The sequence below is a fragment of the Vibrio sp. YMD68 genome (genome assembly GCF_029958905.1).
GTDB lineage: Bacteria > Pseudomonadota > Gammaproteobacteria > Enterobacterales > Vibrionaceae > Vibrio.
This window is the reverse complement of record NZ_CP124613.1, coordinates 1,249,688-1,275,639: the sequence shown is the minus strand read 5'-3', so window position 1 is coordinate 1,275,639 and position 25,952 is coordinate 1,249,688. Positions and strand designations below refer to the sequence as shown.

At 41.7% G+C, this 25,952-nt stretch carries 26 protein-coding genes and 6 pseudogenes; 11 read left to right on the top strand and 21 right to left on the bottom strand.

Annotation, left to right across the window (positions count from 1 at the left end; all coding sequences use genetic code 11):
- Window positions 1–229 precede the first annotated feature (229 nt).
- Genes QF117_RS05660 through QF117_RS05645 form a run of 4 tightly spaced genes read left to right on the top strand, consistent with a single transcriptional unit; the run spans window position 230 to window position 3,599 of the window.
- Window positions 230–1,129, top strand: coding sequence for an ABC transporter permease subunit (locus QF117_RS05660; RefSeq protein ID WP_282385268.1), 900 nt, complete (start codon window positions 230–232; stop codon window positions 1,127–1,129).
- Window positions 1,116–1,919 carry an ABC transporter permease gene (locus tag QF117_RS05655; RefSeq protein ID WP_282385266.1) on the top strand — a complete coding sequence of 268 codons (804 nt, stop codon included), beginning with the start codon at window positions 1,116–1,118 and terminating at the stop codon, window positions 1,917–1,919. The genes QF117_RS05660 and QF117_RS05655 overlap by 14 nt, the downstream gene beginning before the upstream one ends.
- Window positions 1,916–2,935, top strand: coding sequence for an ABC transporter ATP-binding protein (locus QF117_RS05650; RefSeq protein ID WP_282385265.1), 1,020 nt, complete (start codon window positions 1,916–1,918; stop codon window positions 2,933–2,935). The genes QF117_RS05655 and QF117_RS05650 overlap by 4 nt, the downstream gene beginning before the upstream one ends.
- A 28-nt stretch (window positions 2,936–2,963) precedes the next feature.
- On the top strand, window positions 2,964–3,599 hold the full coding sequence (locus QF117_RS05645) for an HAD family hydrolase (protein ID WP_282386163.1): 636 nt from the start codon (window positions 2,964–2,966) through the stop codon (window positions 3,597–3,599).
- Window positions 3,600–3,678: 79 nt separating this feature from the next.
- On the opposite strand, the gene QF117_RS05640 is transcribed toward QF117_RS05645, so the two are convergent.
- Window positions 3,679–4,578 (bottom strand): AraC family transcriptional regulator, encoded by a 900-nt coding sequence (locus QF117_RS05640; RefSeq protein ID WP_282385264.1) that lies wholly within the window; start codon window positions 4,576–4,578, stop codon window positions 3,679–3,681.
- Window positions 4,579–4,630: 52 nt separating this feature from the next.
- On the opposite strand from QF117_RS05640, the gene QF117_RS05635 reads away from it, so the two are divergent.
- Both QF117_RS05635 and vctC read left to right on the top strand, forming a co-directional pair.
- On the top strand, window positions 4,631–6,010 hold the full coding sequence (locus QF117_RS05635) for an MATE family efflux transporter (RefSeq protein WP_282385263.1): 1,380 nt from the start codon (window positions 4,631–4,633) through the stop codon (window positions 6,008–6,010).
- A gap of 140 nt (window positions 6,011–6,150) precedes the next feature.
- Window positions 6,151–6,411 (top strand): annotated as a pseudogene (gene vctC / locus QF117_RS05630) (iron chelate ABC transporter ATP-binding protein VctC); the annotation flags it as partial.
- A gap of 32 nt (window positions 6,412–6,443) precedes the next feature.
- On the opposite strand, the gene QF117_RS05625 reads toward vctC, so the two are convergent.
- The 3 genes from QF117_RS05625 to QF117_RS05615 form a co-directional block, all read right to left on the bottom strand.
- On the bottom strand, window positions 6,444–6,839 hold the full coding sequence (locus tag QF117_RS05625; RefSeq protein WP_282385262.1) for a DUF2391 family protein: 396 nt from the start codon (window positions 6,837–6,839) through the stop codon (window positions 6,444–6,446).
- A gap of 225 nt (window positions 6,840–7,064) precedes the next feature.
- Window positions 7,065–7,298 carry a hypothetical protein gene (locus QF117_RS05620; RefSeq protein WP_282385260.1) on the bottom strand — a complete coding sequence of 78 codons (234 nt, stop codon included), beginning with the start codon at window positions 7,296–7,298 and terminating at the stop codon, window positions 7,065–7,067.
- Between the two features lie 257 nt (window positions 7,299–7,555).
- Window positions 7,556–8,140 carry a TetR/AcrR family transcriptional regulator gene (locus tag QF117_RS05615; protein WP_282385258.1) on the bottom strand — a complete coding sequence of 195 codons (585 nt, stop codon included), beginning with the start codon at window positions 8,138–8,140 and terminating at the stop codon, window positions 7,556–7,558.
- 297 nt (window positions 8,141–8,437) lie between these two features.
- Between QF117_RS05615 and QF117_RS05610 the strand changes: the two genes are divergently transcribed.
- Window positions 8,438–8,992: a carboxymuconolactone decarboxylase family protein gene (locus tag QF117_RS05610; RefSeq protein WP_282385256.1), complete on the top strand. Its 555-nt coding sequence runs from the start codon at window positions 8,438–8,440 to the stop codon at window positions 8,990–8,992.
- A 177-nt stretch (window positions 8,993–9,169) separates the two neighbouring features.
- Here QF117_RS05610 and QF117_RS05605 read toward each other — a convergent pair whose 3' ends face one another.
- The 8 genes and pseudogenes from QF117_RS05605 to QF117_RS05570 form a co-directional block, all read right to left on the bottom strand.
- The gene (locus QF117_RS05605) at window positions 9,170–10,402 is read right to left on the bottom strand and encodes an HD-GYP domain-containing protein (protein WP_282385254.1); all 1,233 of its coding nucleotides are present in this window, start codon (window positions 10,400–10,402) and stop codon (window positions 9,170–9,172) included.
- A 252-nt stretch (window positions 10,403–10,654) separates the two neighbouring features.
- Window positions 10,655–10,906, bottom strand: a complete 252-nt coding sequence (locus tag QF117_RS05600; RefSeq protein ID WP_017035625.1) for a DUF2999 family protein — start codon at window positions 10,904–10,906, stop codon at window positions 10,655–10,657.
- A 51-nt stretch (window positions 10,907–10,957) separates the two neighbouring features.
- A complete protein-coding gene (gene miaE, locus QF117_RS05595) occupies window positions 10,958–11,722 on the bottom strand; it encodes a tRNA isopentenyl-2-thiomethyl-A-37 hydroxylase MiaE (protein ID WP_282385247.1) in 765 nt (254 codons plus the stop codon).
- Window positions 11,723–11,945: 223 nt separating this feature from the next.
- A pseudogene (locus QF117_RS05590) lies at window positions 11,946–12,882 on the bottom strand (IS3 family transposase).
- Window positions 12,883–12,939: 57 nt separating this feature from the next.
- Window positions 12,940–13,680 (bottom strand): annotated as a pseudogene (gene istB, locus QF117_RS05585) (IS21-like element ISVch3 family helper ATPase IstB).
- 10 nt (window positions 13,681–13,690) lie between these two features.
- On the bottom strand, window positions 13,691–15,145 hold the full coding sequence (istA, locus tag QF117_RS05580) for an IS21 family transposase (protein ID WP_282385245.1): 1,455 nt from the start codon (window positions 15,143–15,145) through the stop codon (window positions 13,691–13,693).
- Between the two features lie 207 nt (window positions 15,146–15,352).
- Window positions 15,353–15,505, bottom strand: a pseudogene (locus QF117_RS05575) (transposase); the annotation flags it as partial.
- 1,223 nt (window positions 15,506–16,728) lie between these two features.
- On the bottom strand, window positions 16,729–17,007 hold the full coding sequence (locus tag QF117_RS05570; protein ID WP_282385243.1) for a hypothetical protein: 279 nt from the start codon (window positions 17,005–17,007) through the stop codon (window positions 16,729–16,731).
- 397 nt (window positions 17,008–17,404) lie between these two features.
- Between QF117_RS05570 and QF117_RS05565 the strand changes: the two genes are divergently transcribed.
- The 3 genes from QF117_RS05565 to QF117_RS05555 all read left to right on the top strand — a co-directional run bounded on the left by QF117_RS05565 (window position 17,405) and on the right by QF117_RS05555 (window position 19,217).
- The gene (locus QF117_RS05565; protein ID WP_282385241.1) at window positions 17,405–18,247 is read left to right on the top strand and encodes a decaprenyl-phosphate phosphoribosyltransferase; all 843 of its coding nucleotides are present in this window, start codon (window positions 17,405–17,407) and stop codon (window positions 18,245–18,247) included.
- Between the two features lie 13 nt (window positions 18,248–18,260).
- Window positions 18,261–18,686: a divergent PAP2 family protein gene (locus tag QF117_RS05560; RefSeq protein WP_282385240.1), complete on the top strand. Its 426-nt coding sequence runs from the start codon at window positions 18,261–18,263 to the stop codon at window positions 18,684–18,686.
- A gap of 306 nt (window positions 18,687–18,992) precedes the next feature.
- Entirely contained in the window at window positions 18,993–19,217 is a 225-nt protein-coding gene (locus tag QF117_RS05555) for a hypothetical protein (protein WP_282385239.1), read from the top strand.
- 325 nt (window positions 19,218–19,542) lie between these two features.
- On the opposite strand, the gene QF117_RS05550 is transcribed toward QF117_RS05555, so the two are convergent.
- The 8 genes and pseudogenes from QF117_RS05550 to cueR form a co-directional block, all read right to left on the bottom strand.
- Entirely contained in the window at window positions 19,543–19,815 is a 273-nt protein-coding gene (locus tag QF117_RS05550) for a hypothetical protein (RefSeq protein WP_282385238.1), read from the bottom strand.
- Between the two features lie 342 nt (window positions 19,816–20,157).
- Entirely contained in the window at window positions 20,158–20,685 is a 528-nt protein-coding gene (locus QF117_RS05545; protein WP_282385236.1) for a hypothetical protein, read from the bottom strand.
- 66 nt (window positions 20,686–20,751) lie between these two features.
- Complete coding sequence (locus QF117_RS05540) at window positions 20,752–21,351, bottom strand: hypothetical protein (RefSeq protein ID WP_282385234.1); 600 nt, start codon at window positions 21,349–21,351, stop codon at window positions 20,752–20,754.
- Window positions 21,348–21,620, bottom strand: a complete 273-nt coding sequence (locus QF117_RS05535) for a hypothetical protein (protein WP_282385232.1) — start codon at window positions 21,618–21,620, stop codon at window positions 21,348–21,350. Before QF117_RS05535 ends, QF117_RS05540 begins: the two co-directional genes overlap by 4 nt.
- 16 nt (window positions 21,621–21,636) lie before the next feature.
- On the bottom strand, window positions 21,637–21,978 hold the full coding sequence (gene mobC, locus QF117_RS05530; protein WP_282385230.1) for a plasmid mobilization relaxosome protein MobC: 342 nt from the start codon (window positions 21,976–21,978) through the stop codon (window positions 21,637–21,639).
- Window positions 21,975–22,505: pseudogene (locus QF117_RS05525) on the bottom strand (recombinase family protein); the annotation flags it as partial. The gene mobC and the pseudogene QF117_RS05525, both read right to left, overlap by 4 nt.
- A gap of 143 nt (window positions 22,506–22,648) precedes the next feature.
- Window positions 22,649–22,777, bottom strand: a pseudogene (gene miaE, locus QF117_RS05520) (tRNA isopentenyl-2-thiomethyl-A-37 hydroxylase MiaE); the annotation flags it as partial.
- A 53-nt stretch (window positions 22,778–22,830) separates the two neighbouring features.
- The gene (cueR, locus tag QF117_RS05515) at window positions 22,831–23,217 is read right to left on the bottom strand and encodes a Cu(I)-responsive transcriptional regulator (RefSeq protein ID WP_282385228.1); all 387 of its coding nucleotides are present in this window, start codon (window positions 23,215–23,217) and stop codon (window positions 22,831–22,833) included.
- Window positions 23,218–23,682: 465 nt separating this feature from the next.
- Here cueR and QF117_RS05510 point away from each other — a divergent pair, with 465 nt between their 5' ends.
- On the top strand, window positions 23,683–24,876 hold the full coding sequence (locus QF117_RS05510) for an acetate/propionate family kinase (RefSeq protein WP_282385226.1): 1,194 nt from the start codon (window positions 23,683–23,685) through the stop codon (window positions 24,874–24,876).
- Window positions 24,877–25,224: 348 nt separating this feature from the next.
- Here the strand turns inward: QF117_RS05510 and QF117_RS05505 are convergent, their stop codons facing one another.
- Entirely contained in the window at window positions 25,225–25,917 is a 693-nt protein-coding gene (locus QF117_RS05505; protein ID WP_282385225.1) for an SDR family oxidoreductase, read from the bottom strand.
- Window positions 25,918–25,952 lie beyond the last annotated feature (35 nt).

Below are 25,952 nucleotides of genomic sequence, written 5' to 3'. Positions count from 1 at the left end.
TGGTGGTATTTTACCTGCAAAGCGTGAAGTGCCATGGTTTGTTGCCAAGGTTTGTATTGGTGCTTAATTTTCTCCTCGACTGCCTACAGCAACAACCTATTGTTAAGAAATTCTTGTTAAGAAACTATTGTTAAGAAGCTATTTTTTAAAAACCTATCGTTAAGCACTTATCGTTAAGAACTTATTGCCAAGAGCTGCTCCAATCATTTTCACCGGAAGTATTCGCATTATGAGTCACACCGTCCTACCCCATCAGCCTGATTCTACAGAGATTAAAGTAACAACAAGAAAAACAACATTATGGCGCAAATTAAAACCTGCGTTGTGGTTTGCCCCGTTTGCACTGTTCTTTTACTTGTTTCAATTGGCACCCATGGTTTGGGTACTCATCAATAGCTTTATCTATGAAGAGTCGTTTGGCCTTGAAAACTATCTTGATGTGTTGGATTCAAGTTTCATGCTGCAAGCGTTTGGTAACAGTCTTTGGTTATCTATCTGGTCGAGTATCATTGGGTTAGCTGTTTCTGCGCTTTTGGTGACATCATTAAGAAGAGTGGATAGCAAAATTCGCGATGGTGTCATTGCTTTTACTAATATGAGCAGCAACTTTTCTGGTGTCCCCCTTGCTTTTTCATTCATCATTATTTTAGGTGTGAATGGCGCAGTCACTTTGCTGCTAAAGCAATACGGCTTGATTGATGATTTCAATCTTTATGGCCAATGGGGGTTACTGGTTATCTATGTCTATTTTCAAATCCCGTTGGGCGTGCTGTTGCTTTATCCTGCTTTCGATGCTTTAAGTGATGATTGGCAAGCTGCATCGGCGCTTCTTGGGGCGAAGACATGGCAGTACTGGGTTCAAGTTGCGTTACCTGTTCTTTCTCCTGCGTTGTTAGGCACCTTGATCATTCTGATTGCCAATGCCATGGGGGCGTATGCCAGCGTGTATGCTCTGACTGGCGGTAATTACAATGTCATCACGGTACGAATAGCGAGCCTGGTGTCTGGTGATCTCTTCCTCGAACCCAATCTCGCCGCGGCAATCTCGGCCATACTCATTGCTATTCTAGCGTTTATCACGGTGATCAATCAGTGGTTACTTTCAAGGAGCTATCATGCTGCAAAGTAATTCAAATATGCTCTACCACAAGACTGTAGTTTATTCCATTGTCGGCATTATGCTGATCCCGATCTTAGCGACACTTGTGTACTCACTATCATCGAGTTGGGGCGCCACCATTTTACCTGATGGCTTTACGTTAGATTGGTATTTCAAGCTGATCTCAGATCCTCGTTTTTTGGCGGCATTCGGTCGATCTCTGTTTGTGTGTTTCTCTGCGTTGGCCTTGAGTGTGGTGTTGGTCTTGCCAACGATTTTTGTGGTCTTTTACTATTTCCCTAAGCTGGATAAGCTACTCAATATTCTGATTTTATTACCATTCGCTGTACCACCTGTGGTGTCATCGGTTGGGCTTTTACAACTCTATGCTGACAGCAGTGTGCCTCTTGTTGGAACACCGTGGATTCTGATTGGCACCTATTTCACTATTGCTCTGCCTTTCATGTATCGAGCGATTGCGAATAGCTTTGAAGCGATAAACCTCAATGATTTGATGGACGCCGCTCACTTGCTAGGTGCCAGTACCCCCCAAGCGTTTTTGTTGGTGGTTGTCCCCAATCTTAAAAAGGGGTTACTTGCGTCATTGTTTCTCTCGTTCTCGTTCTTACTCGGTGAATTTGTCTTTGCCAATATTCTTGTAGGAACACGTTTTGAAACGTTACAAATCTATCTCTATAACATGCGCCAAACCAGTGGACATTTCACTTCAGCATTAGTGATGACTTACTTTTTATTTATTTTTTTACTGACATGGCTCGCGAGCCGATTGAACAGAAAACAGGGTGAGGAACAGCAATGAGTTATGTCGGCGTTAAGCAACTTACAAAGCGATTTGGAGACACTACTGTCTTTGAAGGGATTGATTTCTCAGTCGAAAAAGGGGAGTTCATCACATTGCTTGGCCCAAGTGGCTGTGGGAAATCGACATTGTTACGAAGCCTAGCCGGTCTTAATTCGGTGGAAGGGGGAGAGATATGGGTTGAGGGTGAAAATATAACCGATCTTGCTCCTCAGCAACGTGGCATCGGTATGGTGTTTCAGTCTTATGCCCTGTTCCCGAACATGACGGTTGAAGGCAATATCGCTTTTGGTTTAAAGATGAAACACATGGGAAAAGCCGATATCACCAAAGAAGTTGCTCATGTCATTGAGCTTGTAGAACTAAAAGGCAAAGAAAAGCAGTATCCTCACCAGCTTTCAGGGGGGCAACGTCAGCGTGTTGCTTTAGCAAGAGCCTTAGTAGTTAAACCGAGAATATTGCTATTGGATGAGCCTTTATCTGCGCTCGATGCAAAAATCCGCAAGCACTTAAGACAGCAGATAAGAGACATTCAAAAAGAGTTAAACTTGACCACGATCTTTGTCACACACGATCAAGAAGAAGCGATGATCATGTCCGATCGAATTTTCTTGATGAATCAAGGTGAAATTGTTCAGCAAGGCGCACCTGAGTCGATCTATACTCATCCAGCCAACGAATTTGTGGCCGGATTTATGGGGCACTACAACTTGGTCGATGCGACGACGGCCAAAAGCCTCTTCGATTTAGACGTAGAACAGAAAGTCGCGATTCGTCCTGAATCGATTTACGTCAAAGAATTGGGAAGAAAATATGGCTCGCATATTTCAGCCCCGCAACGAGCGACGGTCAAAAATCATCAGTTGCTTGGCAACATTATCCGTTACCAAGTTGATATTAATCGTTGTGAGCTGACGGTCGATCTTCTTAACCGGTCATCGGAACGATTATTTGCCGATGGAAGCCAGTTAGAGCTACTGTTTAATCTCAATGAGATTCAACCTGTGAGGGCTTAACGTGTCGAAATCTTTGTATGTGTTTGATATGGATGAGACGCTATTTGCTGCAGATTGTTCTATGTTGTGGAATGCGTTTCTTGTAGAGCAAGGGATTGTTTCCTCGGATGATTTTATTAAAGAAGATCAGCGTTTGATGGCGCTCTATTCGGCAGGGGAACTGGACATGGAAGACTACCTCGCCTTTGCTATGTCGCCACTACTCAATATGGATAAATCGAAAGTGAATGAATTGGTTGAGAAATGTGTGACCCAGCAAATTATGCCGCGCTTTTATCCTCAAGCGAAAGCGCTTATTGAACAGCTGAATGACAATGGGATAAAAACCATGGTCATTTCTGCCACGGTCAACTTCATCGTTAAAGCGGTGGCGAAACGAATTGGTGTGGATACGGCGATGGGCATTGATTTAGTGGTAAAGGGGCCGTGTTACACCAGCGAGATTGAAGGCATTCCTACCTATCGTGAAGGTAAGGTTGAACGTCTCAACCAATGGCTTCTAGAACAAGAGACATCTTATGATGACATCCATTTCTATACTGATTCTATCAACGATCTACCGTTATGTGAGCGTGCCGATAGGGTATATCTGGTGAATCCATGCACTCAGTTATTCGCGCACGCTGGACGCCCAAATTGGCAGACGTTGAACTGGACACTGTAAGCCGAAGTCGAAATAAGCGCTGGAATCGAAATAGGCGGAATCAGAATAGGTGTAAGTGATGGTAACTGAGTAACATCCGCTATGGGTTGAGTTTAGCAATGCGTTGTTTTCGGTACGCACGCGGCGACTCTCCAAAGTACCGCTTAAAGCGATGGCTAAACGCGTACGGGTCTTTATACCCTAACCGTTGAGCAATCATACTGATACTCCACTCTTTGTGGTGGAGTAGCTCAGCGGCTTTTTCCATCCGTAAATGAATCAGGCGTTCTTGCGGTGTTTGACCAAACAACGCTTTGGTTAAACGATTAAGCTGCTCTTCACTTAAAAAGCACTGTTTCGCTATCTGTTTCACGCTCCATGCGAGGTGAAGTTGAGATTCGATCAGGTTAAACACACTTTGCACACGCAGTGTCGAGTTCGAGGGTGACGCTTCCATTCGACTCAACAATCGAGCAATTTCACTGCTGAGCAACTTTCGGTAACTCGAACGACCGGATATTTCATGGTGAAGTAAGCTCATTAGCGACCACACCTGTTCACATTGATGAAATGGCACAACGGCCTGACCGCCAGCAATGACCGACTTCCATTTGTCGTTGGGAGAGAGCAATAGCCACACCATTTTCCAATCATTACTCTTGTTACTGAGTTCAAAACGGTAGGGTAACCCTGCCGGTAAAATAACCAATGAATTCGGTGGGATGGTTTGGCGCTGGTTAGCCAAGGTAAGCAGCCCTTCACCTTCAAGCGTGAACAGGAGTGTGTGCACGTCCACACGCTCTCTTTCAACGATATAACCATCCACTAACTTAGCCATACCCGCCATGAAAAAACCGATAGGCTCAAATTCAGGAACTTCGGAAAGACCCAGAAAACGCTCTCGGCATTTATCTGAGAGATAAACCTGATCCTGCCAACTGTTTTTAGTGTGATCTTGATCAATGACGGATTCAAACAGGTTTTGGCTACTTTCTAACATGTTTTATTTTTCCTTAGAACTGTATATTCCTTACTCAGAATGAGGAATAACTATGAACCATACCACGACCAACACAAATCACTCCACTTCATTACCAAGCAACATGATGTCTACCATGGCGAAGCTTGCTTTTCCGGTAGCAATCCAAAGCGCACTTGTTGCTGTTTTGTCGTTAGCTGACGTTTTGATGGTGAGTGATCTGGGTATGGAAGCGACAGCCGCTGTGGGAATTGCCTCAAAATGGTTGTTTGTCGCGATTATGATCGCAGCGGGCGTTGGCTCGGCGAATGGAATATTAGTGGCGCAATATTGGGGAAGAAGTGACCGTTCTTCGGCTAAAACCGTGACCGTGATGGCGCTCAAATATGGTGCAAAGCTGATTGTGCCCGCGACGGTGATCATAACTCTGTTTTCAAGCTCAATTATGCTGTTGCAAACGACGGATGTGAGTGTGATTGAATTGGGCTCTGAATATTTATGGTATGCATTGCCCGTGTTACTGCTCACTCACATCATCATTGTGATCGAATCAAGCTTACGTTCTAGTGGAAATGCGATGCTACCGCTGATACTGGCGGCGATCACGATTGCGATTAACATTGCATTGAATTATTTATTGATTAACGGCGGCTTTGGTATACCAGCGTTGGGAGTCGCAGGTGCGGCGTTGGCGACCAGTATATCCAGAGCTCTACAAGTCGCGATGTTTGTTTTCATCTTATATCGTCGCCGTCATTGGTTATTAACAGCAAAGACACTTGATTGTGGCGCTCGACTGATGAATTCGTTCAAGTCATTAGCGGTTCCGACTATGTACAACGCCGTACTGTGGGCAATGGGGACGCTAAGCTACCAAATGATTTTTGGGCACATGGGCACCACGGAATTGGCAGTGTTCAGTATGTTGGGGCCTTTTGAACTGCTTTGTTACTCGGCGTTTTTTGGGATTTCTACTGCTTGCTCGGTACTTTTAGGTCAGAGCCTTGGGCGTGATGACTTTCAACAAGCGATAGCCATGACTCAGTTTTTTATCAAGTTTGTTCTGAGTGTCGGTTTGGCGGTGAGTTTGGCCATCACTCTAGGAAAAGAACAGGTCATACTGTGGTTGAACCTAGATGATCCGACGTTATACGCATTGGCTTCTCCGGCACTGGGTTTGTTTGCGATGATCATCTGGCTGAGAATGCTAAACATGGTGATCATCAACGGTATATTACGTGCGGGTGGTGAAAACCAGTTTTGCTTAAGAATGGACTTTATTTCGATGTGGATGATCGGTATTCCGTTAACCACGATCGGTGCTTTTGTGTTTGATCTGCCGTTTGCATCTGTGTTTGCGTTGATGCTGGTGGAAGAAGTCGTGAAGTTTGGTTTGTGTTTCCACCGATACTTACGACGCACATGGGTAAACAACTTAACCATTAGTGCGTAATACAGTTAGCGTGCAATAAAGTTAGTGCTTAATGTATTGGTATGCTTAGGGTGCTAGCCGTGAATCACAAGCTAGCGAACTATAAGCTAGTGAGTTATAAACTGGTGAGTATTAAGCTAGTAAGTAATCAGTATTCACTGCTTAATAATCTGGACATTAAACATTCGTTACATATCATGCGTAATGTTCAAAAGCTTGCTCGAGAGATGAATAAAGCGGTGGTAGTCGTTATTCACGGCATTAACTTTGCCGCCTGCTATTCCAGTATTATTGCGTTGAAGAAGGGTAAAGTCGTCGCGAATGGCTTAGTGAAAGAAGTGATTCAGGTGGATATGCTCGCGGATATATACGAAACACCGTTCAACATTATAGAAGTCAACGGCCAACGAATGTGCACGTAGTATTAAAATGGATTCCGCCGACTTACTCATGATCATTCTTTGTCAAAGCTGTCGACGATAATAGCTCCCATTGATGCTGGCATTGTAATCACAATGATCCGATTTATAGCAATGCCAGGGTCGACGAACAGAGGCAACTTATCAATACAATACAGCACTAAGGCAACAACGAAAGCCGCCATGACATAGGCGGTCACAATACGGAAAAGAAAGACGATCTTTCTGTTCTTGATATCTCGCTGAAATACGCTTTCATAGGTATATAAGGCTAAAAATATTACCGACAATGAAAAGAGCATCAGTAAGTTTTTGAAAGGTAGGATTTCACCTAGTCGCCACGCTTCTTCGGAAAAAGAAATCGGGACAGCAAGCGCGAATGCGCCAACAAAAATCTGGCTGGCATCTTCTAGATTAAAGTTCAATTTCATGGCCTGCTACCTCTATTTTTCTCGTGCTTATCTGAAATGAAAAACCCATTGGGTTGATAGATGATAATCACATTTATAATGCTAGGTTTCTATACTGTATAGCTGATGTGTCAGTGATGCAAAAGTGAAGTGAAAACGCGATTGCCTGTTTTATTCCCCCTCACTTTCTCATAACATGCTGTTTCTAAAAGTTCTGTCTTTGACTAGCGTGAAGACAGCATTCAGTTAATCTTCAACCCTCTTCTCACCGCAGATTTTACATACAAGATGACGTTCAAATTCATCCATAGAAGCCACAAATGCACCTAGAGCACTGCCTTTAATAAAACCGGCGAAAAATTCTTTAATTTTTCTGTTTTTCTGGCCTTTAAATGCACTCTGCTTTCTGACCAGAACAACGACATGATCGGTATCCGCACTGCAATTGGCGCAGTGATGTGTTTCTACTTTATGAGACATATTATTTCCATCCAAGAGGTCGATGTTTTTGCGTCGGAATATCACTATACTAAATCATTTCCATATGAAAATCAGTGTATTGGGAGCCTGGTAACCTAACGTTCATCACGAAATGTAGGATTGACTGTGCTCACTTTTCTTATGAAGTTTTATTGGTGTATTTCAAGATTCGTCGTTTTTCAGCACAAGAACAAACCGGAACATCGATACGAAGGAATGGAATAGCAGGATACCTTTAAAAAGGATGAGCGAGAGTGTTAAAAAGGATAGTGATTGAACACATCTTCAATCATCTCATCGAGTGGTGCCTGGCCGTTATGCGTTTTCGCGTAGGTCCGTAGCCCAGTGATTTGAATTTGTACATGACGTGCTAATTGGGCTGTACTTTTTTGTGCGTCAACTTCACCGATTTCTTGAGCTTCAATAATGAGCTTTTCTATCGCTTTTTCCATTTCAATGACCGATTTTCTCGCTTCGTCTAACAGCTCTTTGTTTTCATCTGTGAGTTCAGCCACTGTTTTGGCGAGCATACAAAGGCTACTTGGTGAGCCGCTCAGCGTATCTAGAATGAGTTGACGCATGAATAACTTAAGCGCTGCGATAGGGGATTCACTCTCTTCTCGGCATTGTGCTAATCGCGCTAAACCATTCTGTTTGTAATGACGTAATGCTTCTTTAAACAGTTCGTCTTTGCTACCGAAAGCCGCGTAAATGCTACCAGGGCGCATATCAATAACATCTTGCAAATTACGCATAGAAGTCGCGTGAAAACCTTTTTCCCAATAGAGGGCCATCGCTTTATGCACGACGTCTTGGCGATCAAATTTTGCGGTCTTTGCCATAGGAGAGGACTAAAAATATTAATTGAACGATGGTTCAAATTATAGGTTTGATCTGAATTGAGGTAAAGAAGAATCTCCACCTCGTCAAACCAGAAATGATATTTTCTTTAATAATCAATGAATAAAAACTAACACTGTAAATAATTGAGCGGTCGTTCAATTATTTACTTGAACGATCGTTCTAATAGGTTTAGAGTTTCGTCATACCTCATAAAAACTGAGCGCATAACGAACGCACTTATTTTTATAACTTTGTTTTATAACTGGCGACAACACATAAACGAAAGGGACACAACAATGACCAATTTTACAAAACATACACTCGAGACCGCGCCACAAGGTGCAAAGCCTGTATTGGAAGGGGCGATCAAAAATATGGGTAGAATTCCTGGATTATGGTCCGTCATGGCCGAGTCACCAGAGACATTACAAGCCTATAGCCAACTGCATCAGCATTTCATGAATACGTCGTTTGATGCTGAGGAGTTAACTGTTGTATGGCAAACGATCAATGTGGAGCATGAATGTCACTACTGTGTTCCAGCACATACAGGGATTGCACATTCAATGAATGTTAACCCAGAGCTTATTGAAGCGTTAAGAAATGAAGAACCGTTACCTACGGCCAAACTTCAGGCGCTTAGGGACTTTACACTGAGCATGGTTAGAAGCCGAGGAAACGTAACTGAGAGCGATCTAGACGCATTTTTTAGCGCTGGGTATGAACAGACACAAGTGCTTGAAGTCATTCTTGGTTTATCTCAAAAAGTGATCAGCAATTACGTCAACCATATTGCGGGTACGCCAGTTGATGACGTGTTTGAGAAGTTTGCTTGGACCAAAAAGGTGTAATTCAAATTACGCAGTGAGCCGAATTTAGCATCGACATTAAAGAGCCTGTTATTGACTATGATGGCTATAACAGGCGAGTCATATTTTTGTATCGGACAGAGAATCCAGAGAGTCATTGATTGGAATTCAGGGGCTAACGTGAATACCCCATGAACACTCGTTCAATCTCCAATCCAACTAATCGTAAAAAGGCGCGGTATCAACATCGATAGAAGACGGGGATATCGCTTTTTCAATCACCAGTTTACTGCTTTTTAGGTCGATAAAGCCCACATCGCAAAAGCGTTTGTATTTATTGGAATAAAAGCATTTTACTTCTGGCTTGAGCGGTTGAGTCGGGTTTGATGTCCATACAATCCCGACTCGGCCATCAGAAAGCTCCACCAAAGAACCGACAGGGTAGACGCCGATGCAGTTGATGAATTTATACACTAAATCTGGGTCAAGGTGGAACGGCGTCAATTTCAGTATGATCTTAAATGCTTCCGACGAACTCATGCCTTTTTTGTAACAACGATCGGCGGTTAAGGCGTCATAAATATCAATAATACAAACCATTCGAGCATGTAACGGTATCTCGTCACCTTTTAAGCCGTGAGGATAGCCGTTTCCATCCAGCTTTTCATGGTGCATTAAACAAACGTCTCGGCTTATATCACTCAGACCTTCGATGTGTAAAATCATCTGGTCTGCAAACACCTGATGAAGTTTCATATGTTCAAACTCTTCAGGGGTTAACTTAGCGGGTTTGTGTAACACCTCATCTTTCACTTTGGTTTTGCCAATGTCATGAATGATTCCACCGACAGCCATTTGCTTGAGTGTGTTTTTGTCTAAACCTAAGTGTTTACCAAACGTCACCAGTAAGCAGGCAACATTGACCGAGTGTTCTAATAGGTAGGCGTCTTTTTTCCTCAATGCCGATACACACCGCAACGCATCAGAATCAATTAATACTGATTCGATCATGTTATCAGCCCAGTCATCGATTTCGTCAAGCTCGATGATTTTGCCTTCAAAGGTGTGGGACATGAGGCGATTGGCTAACCCTTTTGCTTCCGCGATCAGCTTTTTGGCTTTTTGTTGGTTTGCATGTCGACTGGTTGGTTTTTTAGCCGTTTTATGTGCATTGGAAGCGAGCGCTACAGGTTTAGGCGTGGACGCAACTTCTTCGGTTGATTCAGCCTCTGGTTTTATTGGCTTAAAAATGCAGTTTTTTGCGGACAGTTTTGAATCCACCCAAACGAACTTTACTTCGCTTTTTTTAAGCTGATCAATGGCAGATGGTGAGGAGACACGGCCCGCGTGCGCTAAATTGACACGTTCGGTATGCTCTATCGCTGTTACAAACATGCCAACAGTCAATGTGTCGATAGAAATTTTAATGGAATCTTGAATCTTATACTGCATTCTGGGGTTATCTATATTTTTATGTGGTCCTCTTACAGTGTAACAGCAATATGGATAACCGATAAAAATTCTGGTTACATTTGTTACAACTATTAATAGTTAAATTCGAACAATCACACGTTCACGATAGGCGTATAGGCTATTAGAAAGCACTGAGCGGTGTCGATGGGCATGTTTCCAATCGTGGCGAACGATTCTGAGGGGAAATAGGCCGCTTGGAGGGTAGCATCTCAAACGGCCATTCGACTTTGTTTATTTGTTTAGCTGCTCTTTAGCGGCTTCTACTTTTGAAAAGTCTAACCCAAGCTCAGTCACGGCTTCTTTAATCAGCGCCGGATTTTGCATGACTTGCCCCATTAATGCCTGAAGTTTTTCTTGAGGTAAACCCAGTTGGCTGATGGTTGTCATCGCTGCTAAAGGGTTTTGAGTCAGCACTTCAAACAGCGCACTGATCTGTGCATCGTCTATATTATTTTCTCGTAACATCGCAAGAATCGGGTTCATTACATTACCTTTGAATACTCAATCAATTAGGTGAACAGTCTATCATTTGCCTTAAACTGAGTGAATGGGTTTACCTGAATGAAACTTAAAATCCTCATCTACACTAGAGATCAGTTCCGCTTCGGCTTGAGCAAAAACGGCTATTCTATCGGTAATGTCCGTGCTAGAAATACTTTGAGCCAGTTTGAGGTAGTCTTGGTAGTGCCTTGCTTCTGATCGCAACAAAGAAATATAAAACTTGCCCAATTCATCGTCTAAGTAAGGCGCTAGCATCGCAAACCGTTCGCAAGAACGTGCTTCGATAAAGGCACCTATAATGAGCTTGTCAACGAGTGCTTCGGGCTCGTAGGTTCTTACCTGCTTCATCATCCCTTTGGCATATCGAGAGGCTGATATAGGTTCGTAAGGAATGTTTTCTTTTTCCATAATTTCGAGCACTTGGTAGAAATGGTGTAGCTCTTCTCGAATCAACATGATGAGCTTATCGATCATGTCTAACCCATAGTTACAATTGGGCTTAGGCTGAATCATCTTCGAGACATTGCTCTTTCCTTTTAACGTGCTGAGATTACCGATTCGCTTGTATGCAAACTCTTCATAGGGTTTGAGTAGCTCGGTCAGTTGGTGTTTGCCTTCTTCGTCAACCGCGTATCGTTTCAATAAGAACATGGCACTTTGAGCGGCTTTGAGCTCGCATAGGAGATGGTCCCGCAAGATAACGGATAGGTTCTCTTCTTTTGTTGCTTCATCAATCCATTTTTCAGGTGTTGAGCATCTCAAAAATGAGTTGATTGGTGCTAAGAGTTCTTGATACATAATTCTTATGCTATTGATTTGAACATTGAGTGTGATTTTATCACGTAAGTTGGTGTTTCTGAGGTTGCTTAGGTTTAAAAGTGTTGTTTAAACACTGAGTCAGTGAGCCGTAAATCGAATAAACGTCAAATTGACTAAAAGGTAAGGGTGGAAAAAAGCACTCTATTGGCGAGTTTTTTAGTTTTGAGAATATTGATCTGCTCCAGTTAGACTGGAAACCGCATTAAGCGACATATTGTTTTTCAAAGTTAACTGGGCTTAGATACCCAAGAGCACTGTGCCTTCTTGTTCGATTATAATCAACTTCGATGTATTCAAAGAGTGCTTGACGCATCTCTTCTCGTGTCATTATCGGCTCGTATTGGACGGCTTCTACTTTCACAGAGTGGAAGAAGCTCTCAACACAGGCGTTATCCCAACAATTTCCCTTCCTACTCATACTTTGTTTTAGATTATGGGCCGCGATTAAGTCTCGGTAGTCTTTTGAGCAATATTGGCTACCTCTATCACTATGGATAATAACCTCTTCTGCCTGCCTCTGCGGAACAATGCCATCGATAGTGCATCACAGACAAGAGTTGAGGTCATTCTGGTACTCATTGACCAACCAATTACTTGCCGTGAATACAAGTCGATAATAACGGCTAAATACATCCAACCTTCGCTTGTCGCTAGATAGGTGATATCTCCAGCCCATTTTTGGTTTGGTGCTGTCGCATTAAAGTCTTGCTCAAGCAAGTTCCGTGCAATAGGAAGCTTATGCTTACTGTCTGTCGTACATTTGAACTTACGGGCGGCCTTCGCAACTAATCCCTGACGCTTCATGCTAGCGGCGATGGTTTTTACATCATGATTTTCTTCAAGTTCTTTTTGAATGCGCCTTGCACCATCACGTTCCTTTTTATCATCAAAAACTTCATGAACTTTGCTATCAAGTTGCTTGCGGTGCTCGTTGTGTTGAGTGACTCTATGGCGATTATCAATCCAATAATATAACCCACTTCGAGAAACCCCAAACACCTTAGACATACGGACAATCCTATACTGCATCAGGTGTTCGAGTATAAACTCATAGCAATCTACTTTAGATTTTTCGCGAAGTAGGTGGCGGCCTTTTTTACGATATCTAGCTCTTCAGTGCGTATTTCGGTGATTGCGATCGCTCGTTTCGGTTTATTCCGATCACCTGATCCTACCGTTTTTCTCTCTTCTTATTTTTACTCTAATTGATCGGATTGCGCCAGTTTTCTCATTGATTCACCTCCCAGTTCTAGTCGATGACTATTGTGTACTAGCCGATCCATTAGCGCGTCTGTAACGGTCGCGTTGCCGATCATGTTGTACCACTCCTTTACAGGTAACTGACTGATGACGATTGTACTGCTGTTTTGATAACGATCTTCAAGCACTTCTAATAAGTGACCCGCATGCTCTTGTGTCAGTTTTTCCATCCCCCAGTTGTCGAGGATAAGTAAGGCTTTCTTAGCCAGTGATTGGAGTTGCTTTTGATAGCTACCATCCATACGACCAGCGGTCAGGTCGTCAAGCAAACGAGTTAATCGGTAGTACCTAACCGTTTGTTGTTGGTCACAGGCGCTGGTTGCCAGTGCGCAGGCAAGAAACGTTTTTCCTGCGCCTGTTGGGCCTGTAACCAATATGTTCTGGTGTTTATTTAGATAACTGCCCGTCAGAAGTTCGCTCATCTGTTTACGATTGAGGTTTCGTCCCTCCTTATAGATGAGTTGGATGGGCTGCGCATCTACTCTCAGCTTGGCTTGTCGTTTTAAGCGTTGGATTTTGCTCTGATTGCGATTCAAGATTTAGCTTTCCAGAAGTAGGCTTAGCCTTTCCTCGAAGTCAAGTTCTGCGTAGGTGGTCAGTTGCTCTTGCTGCTGCTCTAATGCTTTCGCTGCATGACTCAGGAGTAGGGTTTTGAGTTGGTCGTTCAGTGCATTCATATCCTTTCTCCTAGTGATAACTGTTCGGGCCAAGAACATTACTATGAACAAGGTTTGGCATACTCGTATTGTCTTTACTCAGTTGTCCTTCACGATTGTTTTTCAGCAAATTGCTGATGAAGGTGTAATTGGATTTTGTCAGCATCAGCGCATCTTTACAGGCTTGCTCTAGGCGCGATTCGCCATAGGTTTTACTGAGGCTGAGCAAGCCAAGACAGGAACGATAAGACTGCTCTGGATGAGGCTTAGAGTTCAGTATCTTATTGACGACCTCTCGTGTCGCTGGGCCAATATTGGCTCCCCAGCTAAGCAAGCGCCCTGGCGACCACTTCTGATGTTGATGGTTGCTTGGCATGTGCTCTGGTTGGGTGCTGTTTCCTCGCTCTCTTGAGCTACTTGGATGCTGGGCCACCAAGTTACCTTGATGGTAGATCTGCGCCAGACGATTACAGGCTTCCAACTCGACATGGCGGCCAACAAGTTGATGGGGAACCGAGTAGTAGTGACGGCGATGTTCGATGTGATAGTCAGGGCCCACTTGGGCTCGCTTCGTTTCGGTATACAGGTAACGCTGCTTAGGCAATGGCTTTAATGCAGGTTTGTCGAGTTTATCGAACAGCGCTTGGCGGCTGGCGCCATACTGTTTCATTTGACGCTGATTTAACTCATTCATAAGTTCGCGGATGGCGAGATTCAACCCTTTGAAGGTATGGAAGGTTTGGTGTCGCAGCCGCATCATGATCCAGCGCTCTACTATGAGCAAGGCATTCTCTGCCTTGGCTTTGTCTTTCGGTTTGTAGGGGCGAGCTGGCATCACAGCGGTTTGATAGTGATTCGCCAGTTTTTGATAGCTGTCGTTCAGCCTCGGCTCATAACGATTGGCTTTGGTGACTGCGCTGCGTAGGTTATCGGGAACTAAGAGTTGTGGTACGCCATCGAAGTGTTCGAACGTATTCGCATGCGCCTCTAACCAGTAGGGCTTCCCTTGGCTGGGGAAGGCTTCAACATAGGTGTAATTCGATGCACCTAAAGTCGCCACGAACACTTCCGCTTCGCGTACTTCACCTGTGTCAGGGTTAACTACCTGAAGGCGAGGCCCACAGTAATCGATAAACAGCTTATCACCCGCCACATGGAGCTGACGCATACTGCGTTTTTGGGTTTTGAACCAGCGAGTGAAGTGCTCACAGAACTGAGTGTCAGCGTAAGCTTGTTCTTGATATTGCTCATGATACTCCTGCCAGAGCAAGATTTTAGTCATACCTTTACGTCTGAGTTCTGCATCGCTGCAACTGTCGGGTAGAGGCCAACCAAGTTGGCTTTGTTTAAAGCGAGTAAGGAGTTCCGATATGGTGGACGGGCCGAGTTTAAGGCAAGAAGCGATACCACGATTTGAGAGACCGCAGTCGTATTTATGGCTTAATAACTCTTTGATTTTGTTCATTGGATTTCTCTTTTTGGGCATTGTCGCTTCCTTACTTGCTTGTTTAAGAAGTAAAGAATAGCGAGCTATTGATTTAAAAGAGAAAAAGGAAGGTTTTCGCTATTCCGATCACCGATTTCGGAGTTAGGCTAAAAGTGATCGGATAATCGCGGAATCAGTGATCGGTTTAAACTGAAATGGGTGACCGGAATGCTCCGAAATATGCATTTCTCTATTGCTGATTTTCGCATCTTTTTTGACGGTTTTACGCCACTCATAAATTTGAGATTCATACAACGATAGCTGTCGTGCGGCAGCAGCGACACCGACTTTCTCTGCTAACTTAAGTGCTTCGGCTTTAAATTAAGGAGCATGTTTGATTCGTGTTTTCTTAGTTGTCATTGTTCACCTCGTTAGTGATTGTACTCACTTAACTCAGTGTCCAAAACTTTTGGTGCGGATAAATATATTATTTTTTAAATAATATATTAAATAAGCTAAAGTTTATTACCATAACTGCGCCTATTGAAAATATTTGAGATAGAACATCATTGAAATTATTTTGTATTAGCAGGAACATACAAAAGTTGTTAATGATAAGACCAGGTATGTTTGCTATTAGGAAGTATAAGAAACTACCTGATGCTGATTTGAAAACAAAATGTTTGTTCATTAAATAACTGTTAACTGCAGATATTGAAAACGCCAAGCTTGAAGCGACTAGATATGGAGTAATGTTTTTCATTAAACTATAGACGATTATTGTAATGGTGAAATTACAAAAACCAACAAATATAAATCGAGTGAATTTGTTATTGAGTATATTGATTTCTTTCATGTTAATTATCGCTTAAAATAAAAAATGATGACAGTATAAAAATGATATAAATCGTAGACCCAGAATATAATATATCCGATCTTAACTGTATTGATTTTCCATATATTGTATTCACTGTCTTTCACAATATTCCTTTTATTAGATAGGAAAATTAGGAATACCATTGTTAAGATGTTCAAGGATATGTAGTATCTTCCATGCGAAAAATAAAATTCAGACTGTAATGTTATGAAAAAGAACATTGACTTATAGTAAAAAGACATCATGATATTACTTTTGAATGGAATTATAAACAATACCGACGATAATAAAAACAAGGTATGACTTAGGTATTTGTTTGTTTTTAATAGCCATTCAAATTTTTTATAAATATAGGTACTAGTACCTATATTTATAAATCTGTTCAAGAAATCTGACTCACGAAGATAAAAATTTTCTAGTTGTTCTACTTGATGTTGTACCTTTTCAGTGAATGTGCGTTTATTTTGTTTCTGTTTCTGTTTCTGTTTCTGTTTTTCTATAGTTTCTTTTAAATCTAGTTTGTAATCTTTGGCATTTCCCTTTAGGTACCTATCCACGCTATACCACCTATTGGTATGTCCTGTTGACTCCTTTGCTTCCTTAGAGTAGTCATTATCAATAACAAATTGATAATGACTTGGGCTAATATTCATGAAAAATGAGCCGAATTTATCACTTAGACTTGAGCGCCATGAAAAAACACAAATTAATCCAAAAAGTGGAATTAAAAGAACATGAAGTTTTAACTCTTTTTTCTCTGTGCTCATTAACCACCTAAGAAAAAAACTAATATCAATGCGCTATATTGAGGTCTAATAAGAGCTGTTAATGATAACAAACCCCCAATAATAATAGTGCTAAAAATAAATTTCACTTTTAATACTTTATTTTTTCTAATGATGTTTTCAAATAACACGATGGAGAGGATGGCTAGGTTGGTTGCTAAAGCTTCTCCCCACAAAGCACCACTATAGAAGGAGTAATATGGAATAAATAAACATAAAAAAGTCAATGCGTTAAACTTACCAGTAATTTTTTTTTGCATTAAAGCATATTGCCGTGAATATAAATGAGTTAAATATTGTTATGATAAATCGAACTGATTGATGGGTTGATATGCCACTCAATCCAAGGGAGTCAAGGAGATAAGAAAAAAAAGTAAGTATGAAAGATGTACCGGGGTCAAAGTATCCATGGCGTATTGAACCCTCAAAAAAATAGTAATTAATGTTACCTTGGGGGATGCTAAGCTTCATCTTTTTAAATAAACTAAAATAGTAGTCTTCATCCCCACTCAATTTAATGCTTTGATTGAATGCAACTGCATACAAAGTAGAAAATAAAATTATAGTAAATGTTTGGATCCGATTGTCATTAAGCATATCTTTTTTTGCCTTTTTTCCGTAAAATACACTGATGTACTTATAAATTCAACGATCAACATGTTTTTCTTACCAATTCTACGCCTTATGCGACCAAAGCAGTGGGTCAAAAATGCTTTTGTTTTTGCGCCTTTGCTTTTCTCAGGGTTATTCGCTGATATGTTGTCAGTTCAGCATACTCTATCTGCCTTTATTATTTTTTGTTTAGCGTCATCAGTAACTTATGTGTTAAATGACTATAACGACATTGAAAATGACAGAAAGCACCCTGTTAAATCTAAAACTAGACCGCTAGCATCAGGTGAAGTGAACAAACCACAAGCTCGCATTTTGATGGTTGTTTTGTATGGTGTCGTAGCGCTATCAGCTTTGGTTTACCCCAAGGTAGTAGCGGTAGTTGCAGCGTACTTGCTACTAAATGTGGCGTATACTTTTTACCTTAAACATCAACCTGTATTAGATATTTTTACGATAGCGACAGGTTTTGTTTTGCGAGTGTATGCAGGTGCGGTTTCTTTAGATGTCCCACTTTCTTCTTGGATGTTTATCACCACACTTTCTCTAGCACTTTTCCTTGCAGCAATTAAGAGACGACAAGAGCTGATGAAAAGCGGTAACAAAGCACGAAGTGTATTGCAGTTTTACACCATAGAGCTAGTTGATAAATATGCAGAAATGTCAGCAACTTGTGCCATCTTATTCTATAGCTTATTTGTTATTTCAGATAGACCAGATATGGTGTATACCATTCCATTCGTTTTATTTGGCTTATACCGTTACTGGTTTATTGTAGAGGCAAAAGATTCAGGTGAATCACCAACGGATGCCTTGTTTGCCGACCGTTGGCTCCAATTAACCATTCTCGGATGGGTTGTCGCTTGTTTGCATTCATTAGCGGTTTAAAAAGGAGAATGTTATGGATCTGAGTTACCTTATTACGCCTTTTTTTGCGTGGTTAGTGGCAGGCTGTGCAAAGTTTGCCATTAATACCATTCGAGCAAAACGTTTAACTTTTGATTTGATTGGCTACGGTGGTATGCCAAGCAATCATAGTAGTATTGTGAGCAGTGCCGCCGCGATTATTGCTTTTAATGAAGGGCTTCAAGAACCTGCTTTAGTTGTTGCTTTAGCACTTGCATTTATTGTCATACTTGATGCGAGTAGTTTAAGACAGCAAGTGGGTAAACATGCTAAAGCTATTAATGTGTTGAATAAAGATAAAGTTGAAAAACCTTTAAGAGAAAGAATGGGGCATACTCGCCTTGAGATTTTAGCAGGTATCGTCACTGGTATTGCTTCAGCATTGTGTGTGCATTATGTGTTTACCTTTTGCGTAGGATAATTCAATACGGCTTATGAGCAGCAACGTTTATATTCAGCGATTGAAACGCCTATATTTATGGCTAGCTCTATTCATATTGCGTGGATTTACTCATCAGATTTTGGTGTTGCGATAGACTCTTTACAGTCGCTCTCAGTCGGATTGGTGATACTGTGCTTAGTTGCTGGGTTGAACAATTCTTGCCGCTCTCTTCGCTGGTTAGGCTATATGCGCCTCACAGAGCAAGAGGCTTAGATAAGTCGGCATATCATCATTTATCTTTCAGGCTTTGCTTTTACAGCATCCCCCGCTAAAGCTGGGGAGTTAATGAGAGGGACACACCTTGATGAGTTAGGTGTTCCATTTCGATACACGTATTTAAGCTTTGTGTCAGAGCTATTACTTGATGTTCTTGTCGTTTTACTACTAGGCACTTATTTTCTTATTGAATGTTTCAATATTGCGTTTAGTTTGTTATCGGTTGCAATGCTCCTCTTACCTTTTATTGTTGTGCCAGCGCTAAACGCATTGCTTAATTTGGCTTTAAAATAAACAGTGGCTTGAGCCAATAAAGATGCTGCGGGATTTATGGCGACTACCAGTGGTTCTAAAGAGTCAACTCTTCACACTTATAGCGTGGACAGCTCAAGGGCTAATGTTGATCAATTTCGATGTTAAAATCAGCATAGCAATGGCGGTAAGTATTTATTGTCTAAGCTTGTTGATAGGAGCAGCGTCACTTATCCCCAGCGGTATCGCAGTAACGGAGGTTGGAATGATTTGGCTTTTGACTCAGGTTGGCGTTAACAGCGATATTGCGATTATCACTTCACTCATAACCAGAATGCTAACTCTATGGCCTGCAATGTTAACAGGATTAGCCTTTGTTTTCGCACCCTTCAGCCGTTTCGATTATTAATCCTACACGCAGAAAGTCATCTCTACATTCAAGTTCTTCAAGAACTACATATTGAACTTCTCGGTCAGGGATAAGATGAAATACTAAGTTAAAAATGTTGCCCAAAAATCCCTTTTCGCTCAATTCGTCTTGTATGACACTATTCACACTCAGGGTAAGATTGGGAGTGTTTTGTCCTCTCTTATGACCTTCTCTTGCTAAAGGTGGGAGTTTTTCTAAGTCAAACGACATAGATTATCCTTTTAACAAATACAATTAATGCATCACAACGCATAATCAGTTTCAACGAGTAAAGAGGTTGTTTCTTAGTCGTGATGTGTGTCTTGCTTGGTCAATTATGTTTGAGGTGATGCCTGTGCTGTTTTATCTCGTCTAAACTATTGTTTAGTAGATCTTGCGGATGGATTGCTGTTTCAGCCTTAAGTGCTTCTAAATATTCAGCACGACTATCAATACCATTGGTTAAACTGGCTGGATTTTTTGTTGTGTCAGTCGTTTTCTTGCTTTGTGCTGGAAAGGTATTGTGCTGATAAAACTGTTTTAGCTCCTCTGACGTTTTCTTTCCTAACTCATCTATGGTGAGGGGGGATTTATCTCTTTCAGGTCAGCATAACTGAGTTGATTAGGTGTGTCTGATTGAACAAAAAACAAAAGCTTTGGATCTTTGTCATAAGCGGCTTTCATCAATCGTTTCAAAAACCCTGGGCTTGAATTATTAAGTGTTGCGCGTTTCCAATTATTCTCTAGTGCAACGTTGATTGATAAGGTTAAGTCGTAAGTGTTCGTTGATGAGCCAAACTTGACTGAGCTTCTATCACTAGCTAAAACTATGTTGTAGTTGTAAGGACGGGCAGTGATGTTCTTTTTGCCGAAGTAGATCAAAATATCGCCATTGGCGTTGTTCCTTTGTTGTTTGTAGCATCGGTTGATGTTTTCGATGTGAAAATCCAGCATTTTACGCTGTAAGGCAAACGTTGAATGTAGAGAAGGCGGCTTTTCTAACGAGTGAATGAAGTTAGGGAAGCGTTTTTTGATCTTGCCTAGCGTCATAGAGCTAGAGATTTTACCGCCAGAAATTGTCTCGTCTTGGTAGTGGAACACGATGCCTTTATTCTTACCTGATTTAGCGTGTTTGAGTATCTCTACGGTTACTCCTTGCTCTTCTAACTATTCAATAAAGTCAGCCTCATCATTGGCAGATTTATAGAGGTTAAAAATGGTCTGTTTTACCGCTTCGAGCTTTTGGTTTACCTGTGTCTTTTCGGCTAGGTTCTGCTGAATTTGTTCATAAGCGTTGTTCTCCGCCATTTCAGCTTCACTTTGATAAGACTCATCCATTAGCAGATCATAAGATTTTCGTTTGAGCTTGGTGAGTGGAGTGTCTTGCTCTTTCGTTGCACTGAGGTTTTTCTGGTGTTTATAATCCGCTTCAAGTTTGCGGTTTTTCATCACTTTAGCCATAGGGTCGTTAGTAGGTCGGATTTCATCAGACACATTGTTGCCCGTTAGCGTCAGGTTGTATTTACGTTCAATTTTTTCGCACGCTTGGCGCATTTTCCTTTTGGCGTTTTTTATTCTCTGATACTCACCATTACTATTATACTGCCCTCGTATAAAGTGGAAATGTAGCCTCCTATTGTCTCGCTGAGGATAGATAATGTAAGGCGTGTTTTCCATATCGTATGGATTTTCCAAAAGCTCCACGCTGATTCGGGCTAGTTCATCTTGCGTGAAACGGGCGTTATCTTCATCTTCAAACGAAATCATCTCGTGAGCGTAAAGTTTTGTTTGTCGCTTGTTTGTCGCTTGTTTGTTGATTGGCTTTTATTGAGCTTTATCTCTTCGATAAATCCATCCATAAAGCTTTGATATGCTTCTGGGTCTGATATGTCGATAATGCTAAGGTTAGATAGGGCTTGGAGCAATCGTGGATTGTCAGGTGAATTAAGGTATTCCTTGGCAACCGTGTTGTAGCGAATAATATTTTTAATCTGCTTGACGGTTTCCCCTTCGTGTAAAAGTTTCGCTATCGCCATTATTTACCTCCTTCAACTACAAAGGATTAAGCACTTTGTTTTTAAGTGAGGAGATCGGCACTGCCAATTTTTTGAGTTGAGCGGTTTCTTGTGGGGTAATGGTTTTGCTGCTGTTAGCAATTCTCGTGATTTGATTGAGATTATTTCCACAACGCTTTAACTCGGTGAGGAACTCTAAAATGTAAACACTATCTTGAATGATGGTCTTAGGTTGTTCGATTTTCTTACGGTGTAATAGCTTTTCAAACATCTCAAGCCACGTTCGAGCCTTGAGATGGGATTTAGCCAATAATAGAGCTGATTTTTCCTCTTCACTACATCGAATGACTATTTTTGTATTGCTGCTCCTTTGCGTCATAACTTCCTCCTTGCTGAACAAATACAATGAGTTTTAAGACCGTGGTTAAGTGTCCCATCAGGATTTAACCAAAATGGTTTTCTGATTTTAGGAACTTTTCCTTCCTCACGAGCAAGCTTCTCTCTACGCTTGTAACAGACTTTAACTTTTGCAGATCGCCATTCGGATTCTTTGAATGCCTGTTCCATTTCAACGATAAGTCTAATTCGGAGCGCTATATCATTTACAGCACTTGGAGTATATTCTGTATTGTCTCGAACCGTTACAACCGTGATACCTGCTTTCCAGATACGCTTTATTAGTTCTTCAGCATTGTCGATATTTTGTCTAGTAAGACGAGAGAAGTGCTCTACAAGGATTAATGTGTCAGGCTGAATAATTCCGTCTTCTATCGCCTTCATTAATTGCCCAAGTGAACCATCTTGAAGGTGTTTGCCGCTCCAACCTGACATAGCTTCATAGGCAAAGCTATCAATGACCGTTACATCAGGGTTTTGCTTTAGCCATTCTTTTTGTGAATCAGTTTGGCGATCTAATGAGCTGTTTCCGACCTGTCTTTCACTACTAAATCGCTGATAGGTAACGGCAAATCGTTTTTTTTTCTTCGGTCATATCTTAGCTTCCATAGGGGGCTTGAGCTATTTATAACCAATTTGCACACCTATTCCTACAGCTCACACAACAAATGATCTCGGAGGATGACTGGCAAATTGGTGCTTTTCTTGGCTTGCTCAACCCACTCAATAGGGGTTGGGCATTTTAGGAAGGATTTAATCGGGGCTAAGAGTTCTTCGTACATGGTGTTGTTCTTTTCGATGATATTGCCGCGATTTTATCATGAAGTGACAAACGCTATTTAGTTAAATCTTCAATGATAGGGCATTGGCTATTATTATCCCCTGGGCATGCAGAAACCCAGCTTTCTAATTGATTTTTAATTTCGTTTAATTCGCTGATTTTTAGCTCTATTTCTTCAAGTTTCTCTTTGGTTTTTTCCTTGACTTCACTGCTTTTTCTATTCGGGTTTTGAGCTAACTGGACCAGCTCTTTACACTCGATAAGTGAAAACCCAGCGTTCTTGGCTCTGGCAATCAGGCTGAGCTCTTGAATGTTCTTTGCAGAATATTCTCGATAGCCGGCGAGGCTCCGAACCGGTGGGGTAATGATGCCTTTGTCTTCATATAAGCGGATAGACTTACTCGATAGCCCGGTGAGTTTAGAAACTGTGCCTATGTTCATGTGGTACCCCAGTGGTTCATTGTCTACTGCTGGTTAGATACTTATCTATGCTTTGCTACTAATCAATGTTTTTTTGCTCGCGATAAACTGTTTTCTTTGCGGCAACACCACCATGCAGGTGGATCCAGTGACAATGTGTTGGCTTTCTGGTGAATAATTCATCAGGTAGGTATGAGGTACTCAACAATTTTTGAGTATCTTATACATTACTTCGCATCGTGCTGTTAGGCCCAATACAGATCTAAATAGACGGTGAAGCGAGATTATGTGGGGAGGAAGGACACATTTGATATATATTTTGAGACTAAAATAAAAAGCATTGTTGAGCCAGATCAAAATAAATCTGTTTGTATGACAATAACTTTTAAAAGAAAGTTGAAAGATTAAAAAATTATTGAATAATAGAGATACACAAAAATTGAAGCAGTTGCTTCATCTCTCAGACCTAAACAGGATGCATATTAAATGTCGAACTCGTTTGTTTTAGTCATCAATTCTGGAAGTTCATCGTTAAAGTTTGCTGTTATTGACGCAAATAGCGGTGATGACATCGTCACTGGACTTGGTGAGTGTTTTGGAATGCCAGAAGCTGTGATCAGCTGGAAACACAACGGCAAAAAAACAGAAGAAGCGATTACAGCACCTGACAACCACCATCAGCACGCTATTGACCGTATTGTAACGCTTATTGAGACACTCGGTTTTAATCAAGATTTAGTGGCGGTTGGGCACCGTATCGTACACGGCGGAGAGAAATTTACTTCAACAATTCGCATTGATGAAGAAGTACTCGCTGAAATTGAGAGCTTGTCTGATCTTGCTCCGCTCCACAACCCTGCGGGTGCTATAGGCATTGAAGCGGCGATGAAGGCTTTCCCAAGTCTTCCACAATTCGCCGTCTTCGATACCGCCTTTCACCAAACCATGCCTCAAAAAGCATTCACGGGGGCAATTTCTAACGAACTCTATAAAGAATATGGTATCCGTCGTTATGGTTTCCACGGCACGAGCCATTATTTTGTGAGTCGTGAAGCAGCCAAAATGCTGAATAAGCCAGTGGAAGAAGCGAGCTTTATTTCTGTCCATCTTGGTAACGGCGCCTCTGTTTGCGCAATTGAAAACGGTGAATCTGTTGATACGTCAATGGGCTTTACTCCACTTGCTGGCCTTATGATGGGGACTCGTTCTGGCGATTTAGACCCAGGTATCATCGAGTTTTTGATGAAAAAAGGCTGGAGCCAAGAGAAGGTCTTCGACACCCTGAACAAGAAATCTGGTTTCTTAGGAGTTTCTGGGCTAACGTCAGATGCACGTGGCATCTTAGAAGCGATGGAAGGGGGGCACGAAGGTGCGAAACTGGCGTTTGAGGTGTTCACTTACCGTGTTGCAAAGTACATCGGGTCATATCTGATTCCGCTTAGCCATTTAGATGCGATTATTTTTACCGGTGGTATTGGTGAGAATTCATTACCTATTCGTCGTGAAATCATGAGCAACTTAAAGCTTCTGGGTTTTGTTGAAGATGAAGAAGGAAATGAAGCGGCACGCTTTGGTGCATCCGGTATCGTTGCAAAATCTGAACTGCTGAATGCTGTAGCGATGGTTATCCCAACTAATGAAGAATTCGTGATTGCTCAGCAGTCGGTGGAACTTCTGTAATAGATATTAAATCAGATAGATAGAAGCGAGCCCAGTGGCTCGCTTTTTGGGTTTATATGTTGATTGAACTATCACGAACGATACGTTCTTCGTCTAGTCGATCTTCGAGTTAACGAGGCTAGAGCTGACTTATTTCTACCCCATTTCACGTTAAATGATTTACCAAGTATCAGGAAAAACTCGCAGTTTTCCCTCGAATATGTACTGTGATTAGCCATAGATGCAGGCAATATCACGGGAGGCTTTGTGTAAATACCATCCGAGCAAAGCGACAATAGAAAGAACTAAAACTACAAGGTTAAAAGCATGTCATACCCTTAGATCTTGTATGTGACGTGACTACTAGGCTTACCATGGTAATTGAGTGCCATCGTAGACAAAAAATGAACCTGAATGCTTAAGTTTTAAATTGTCGATAACATTAAGCATGCCTTTAACACTATCTTCTGCTGTTACCTTGCCTTCCTTTCCGCCCATATCAGTTTTTACCCAACCAGGATGAATTGCCATGGTCTTCATTCCCGCTTCGGATAATTCACAGGCTAGAGATTTAATTATTTGGTTGAGAGCCGCTTTTGATGCTCGATAGCTGTATCGTCCTCCTGAGCGATTGTCATCGATACTGGCAAGTATCGATGTCATCCCAATGATGGTTTTATCTTCGCCAGCAAGAGTGTTATTAAGTAAAGCCTGTGTGATTAACATAGGCGCAATGGTGTTGACCTTTAATACATTTATCCATTCTTTTTGCCCCATGTTGCCTAGGCTTTCACATTCATCGCCACTCACTCCCGCGTTGTGAATTAGTACATCAATGGCAATGCCCGCAAATTTTTCTGTCAAAGCGAGAATATGGGATTCATTACTCACGTCCAGCGTATGAATACAAATGGTTGGATAAGTTTGTGTCAAGAGAGTCAACGCCTGAGCTGAGTTAATGTCACGACAGCATGCAATCACATGCCATCTGCGCTGAGCGTATTGCTTGACTAGCTCTAAGCCTAAGCCACGATTTGCTCCAGTAATGAAAACCGTTTTCATTGTGTGGTACCTAAGTTGATTCTAAGTAAGAATGA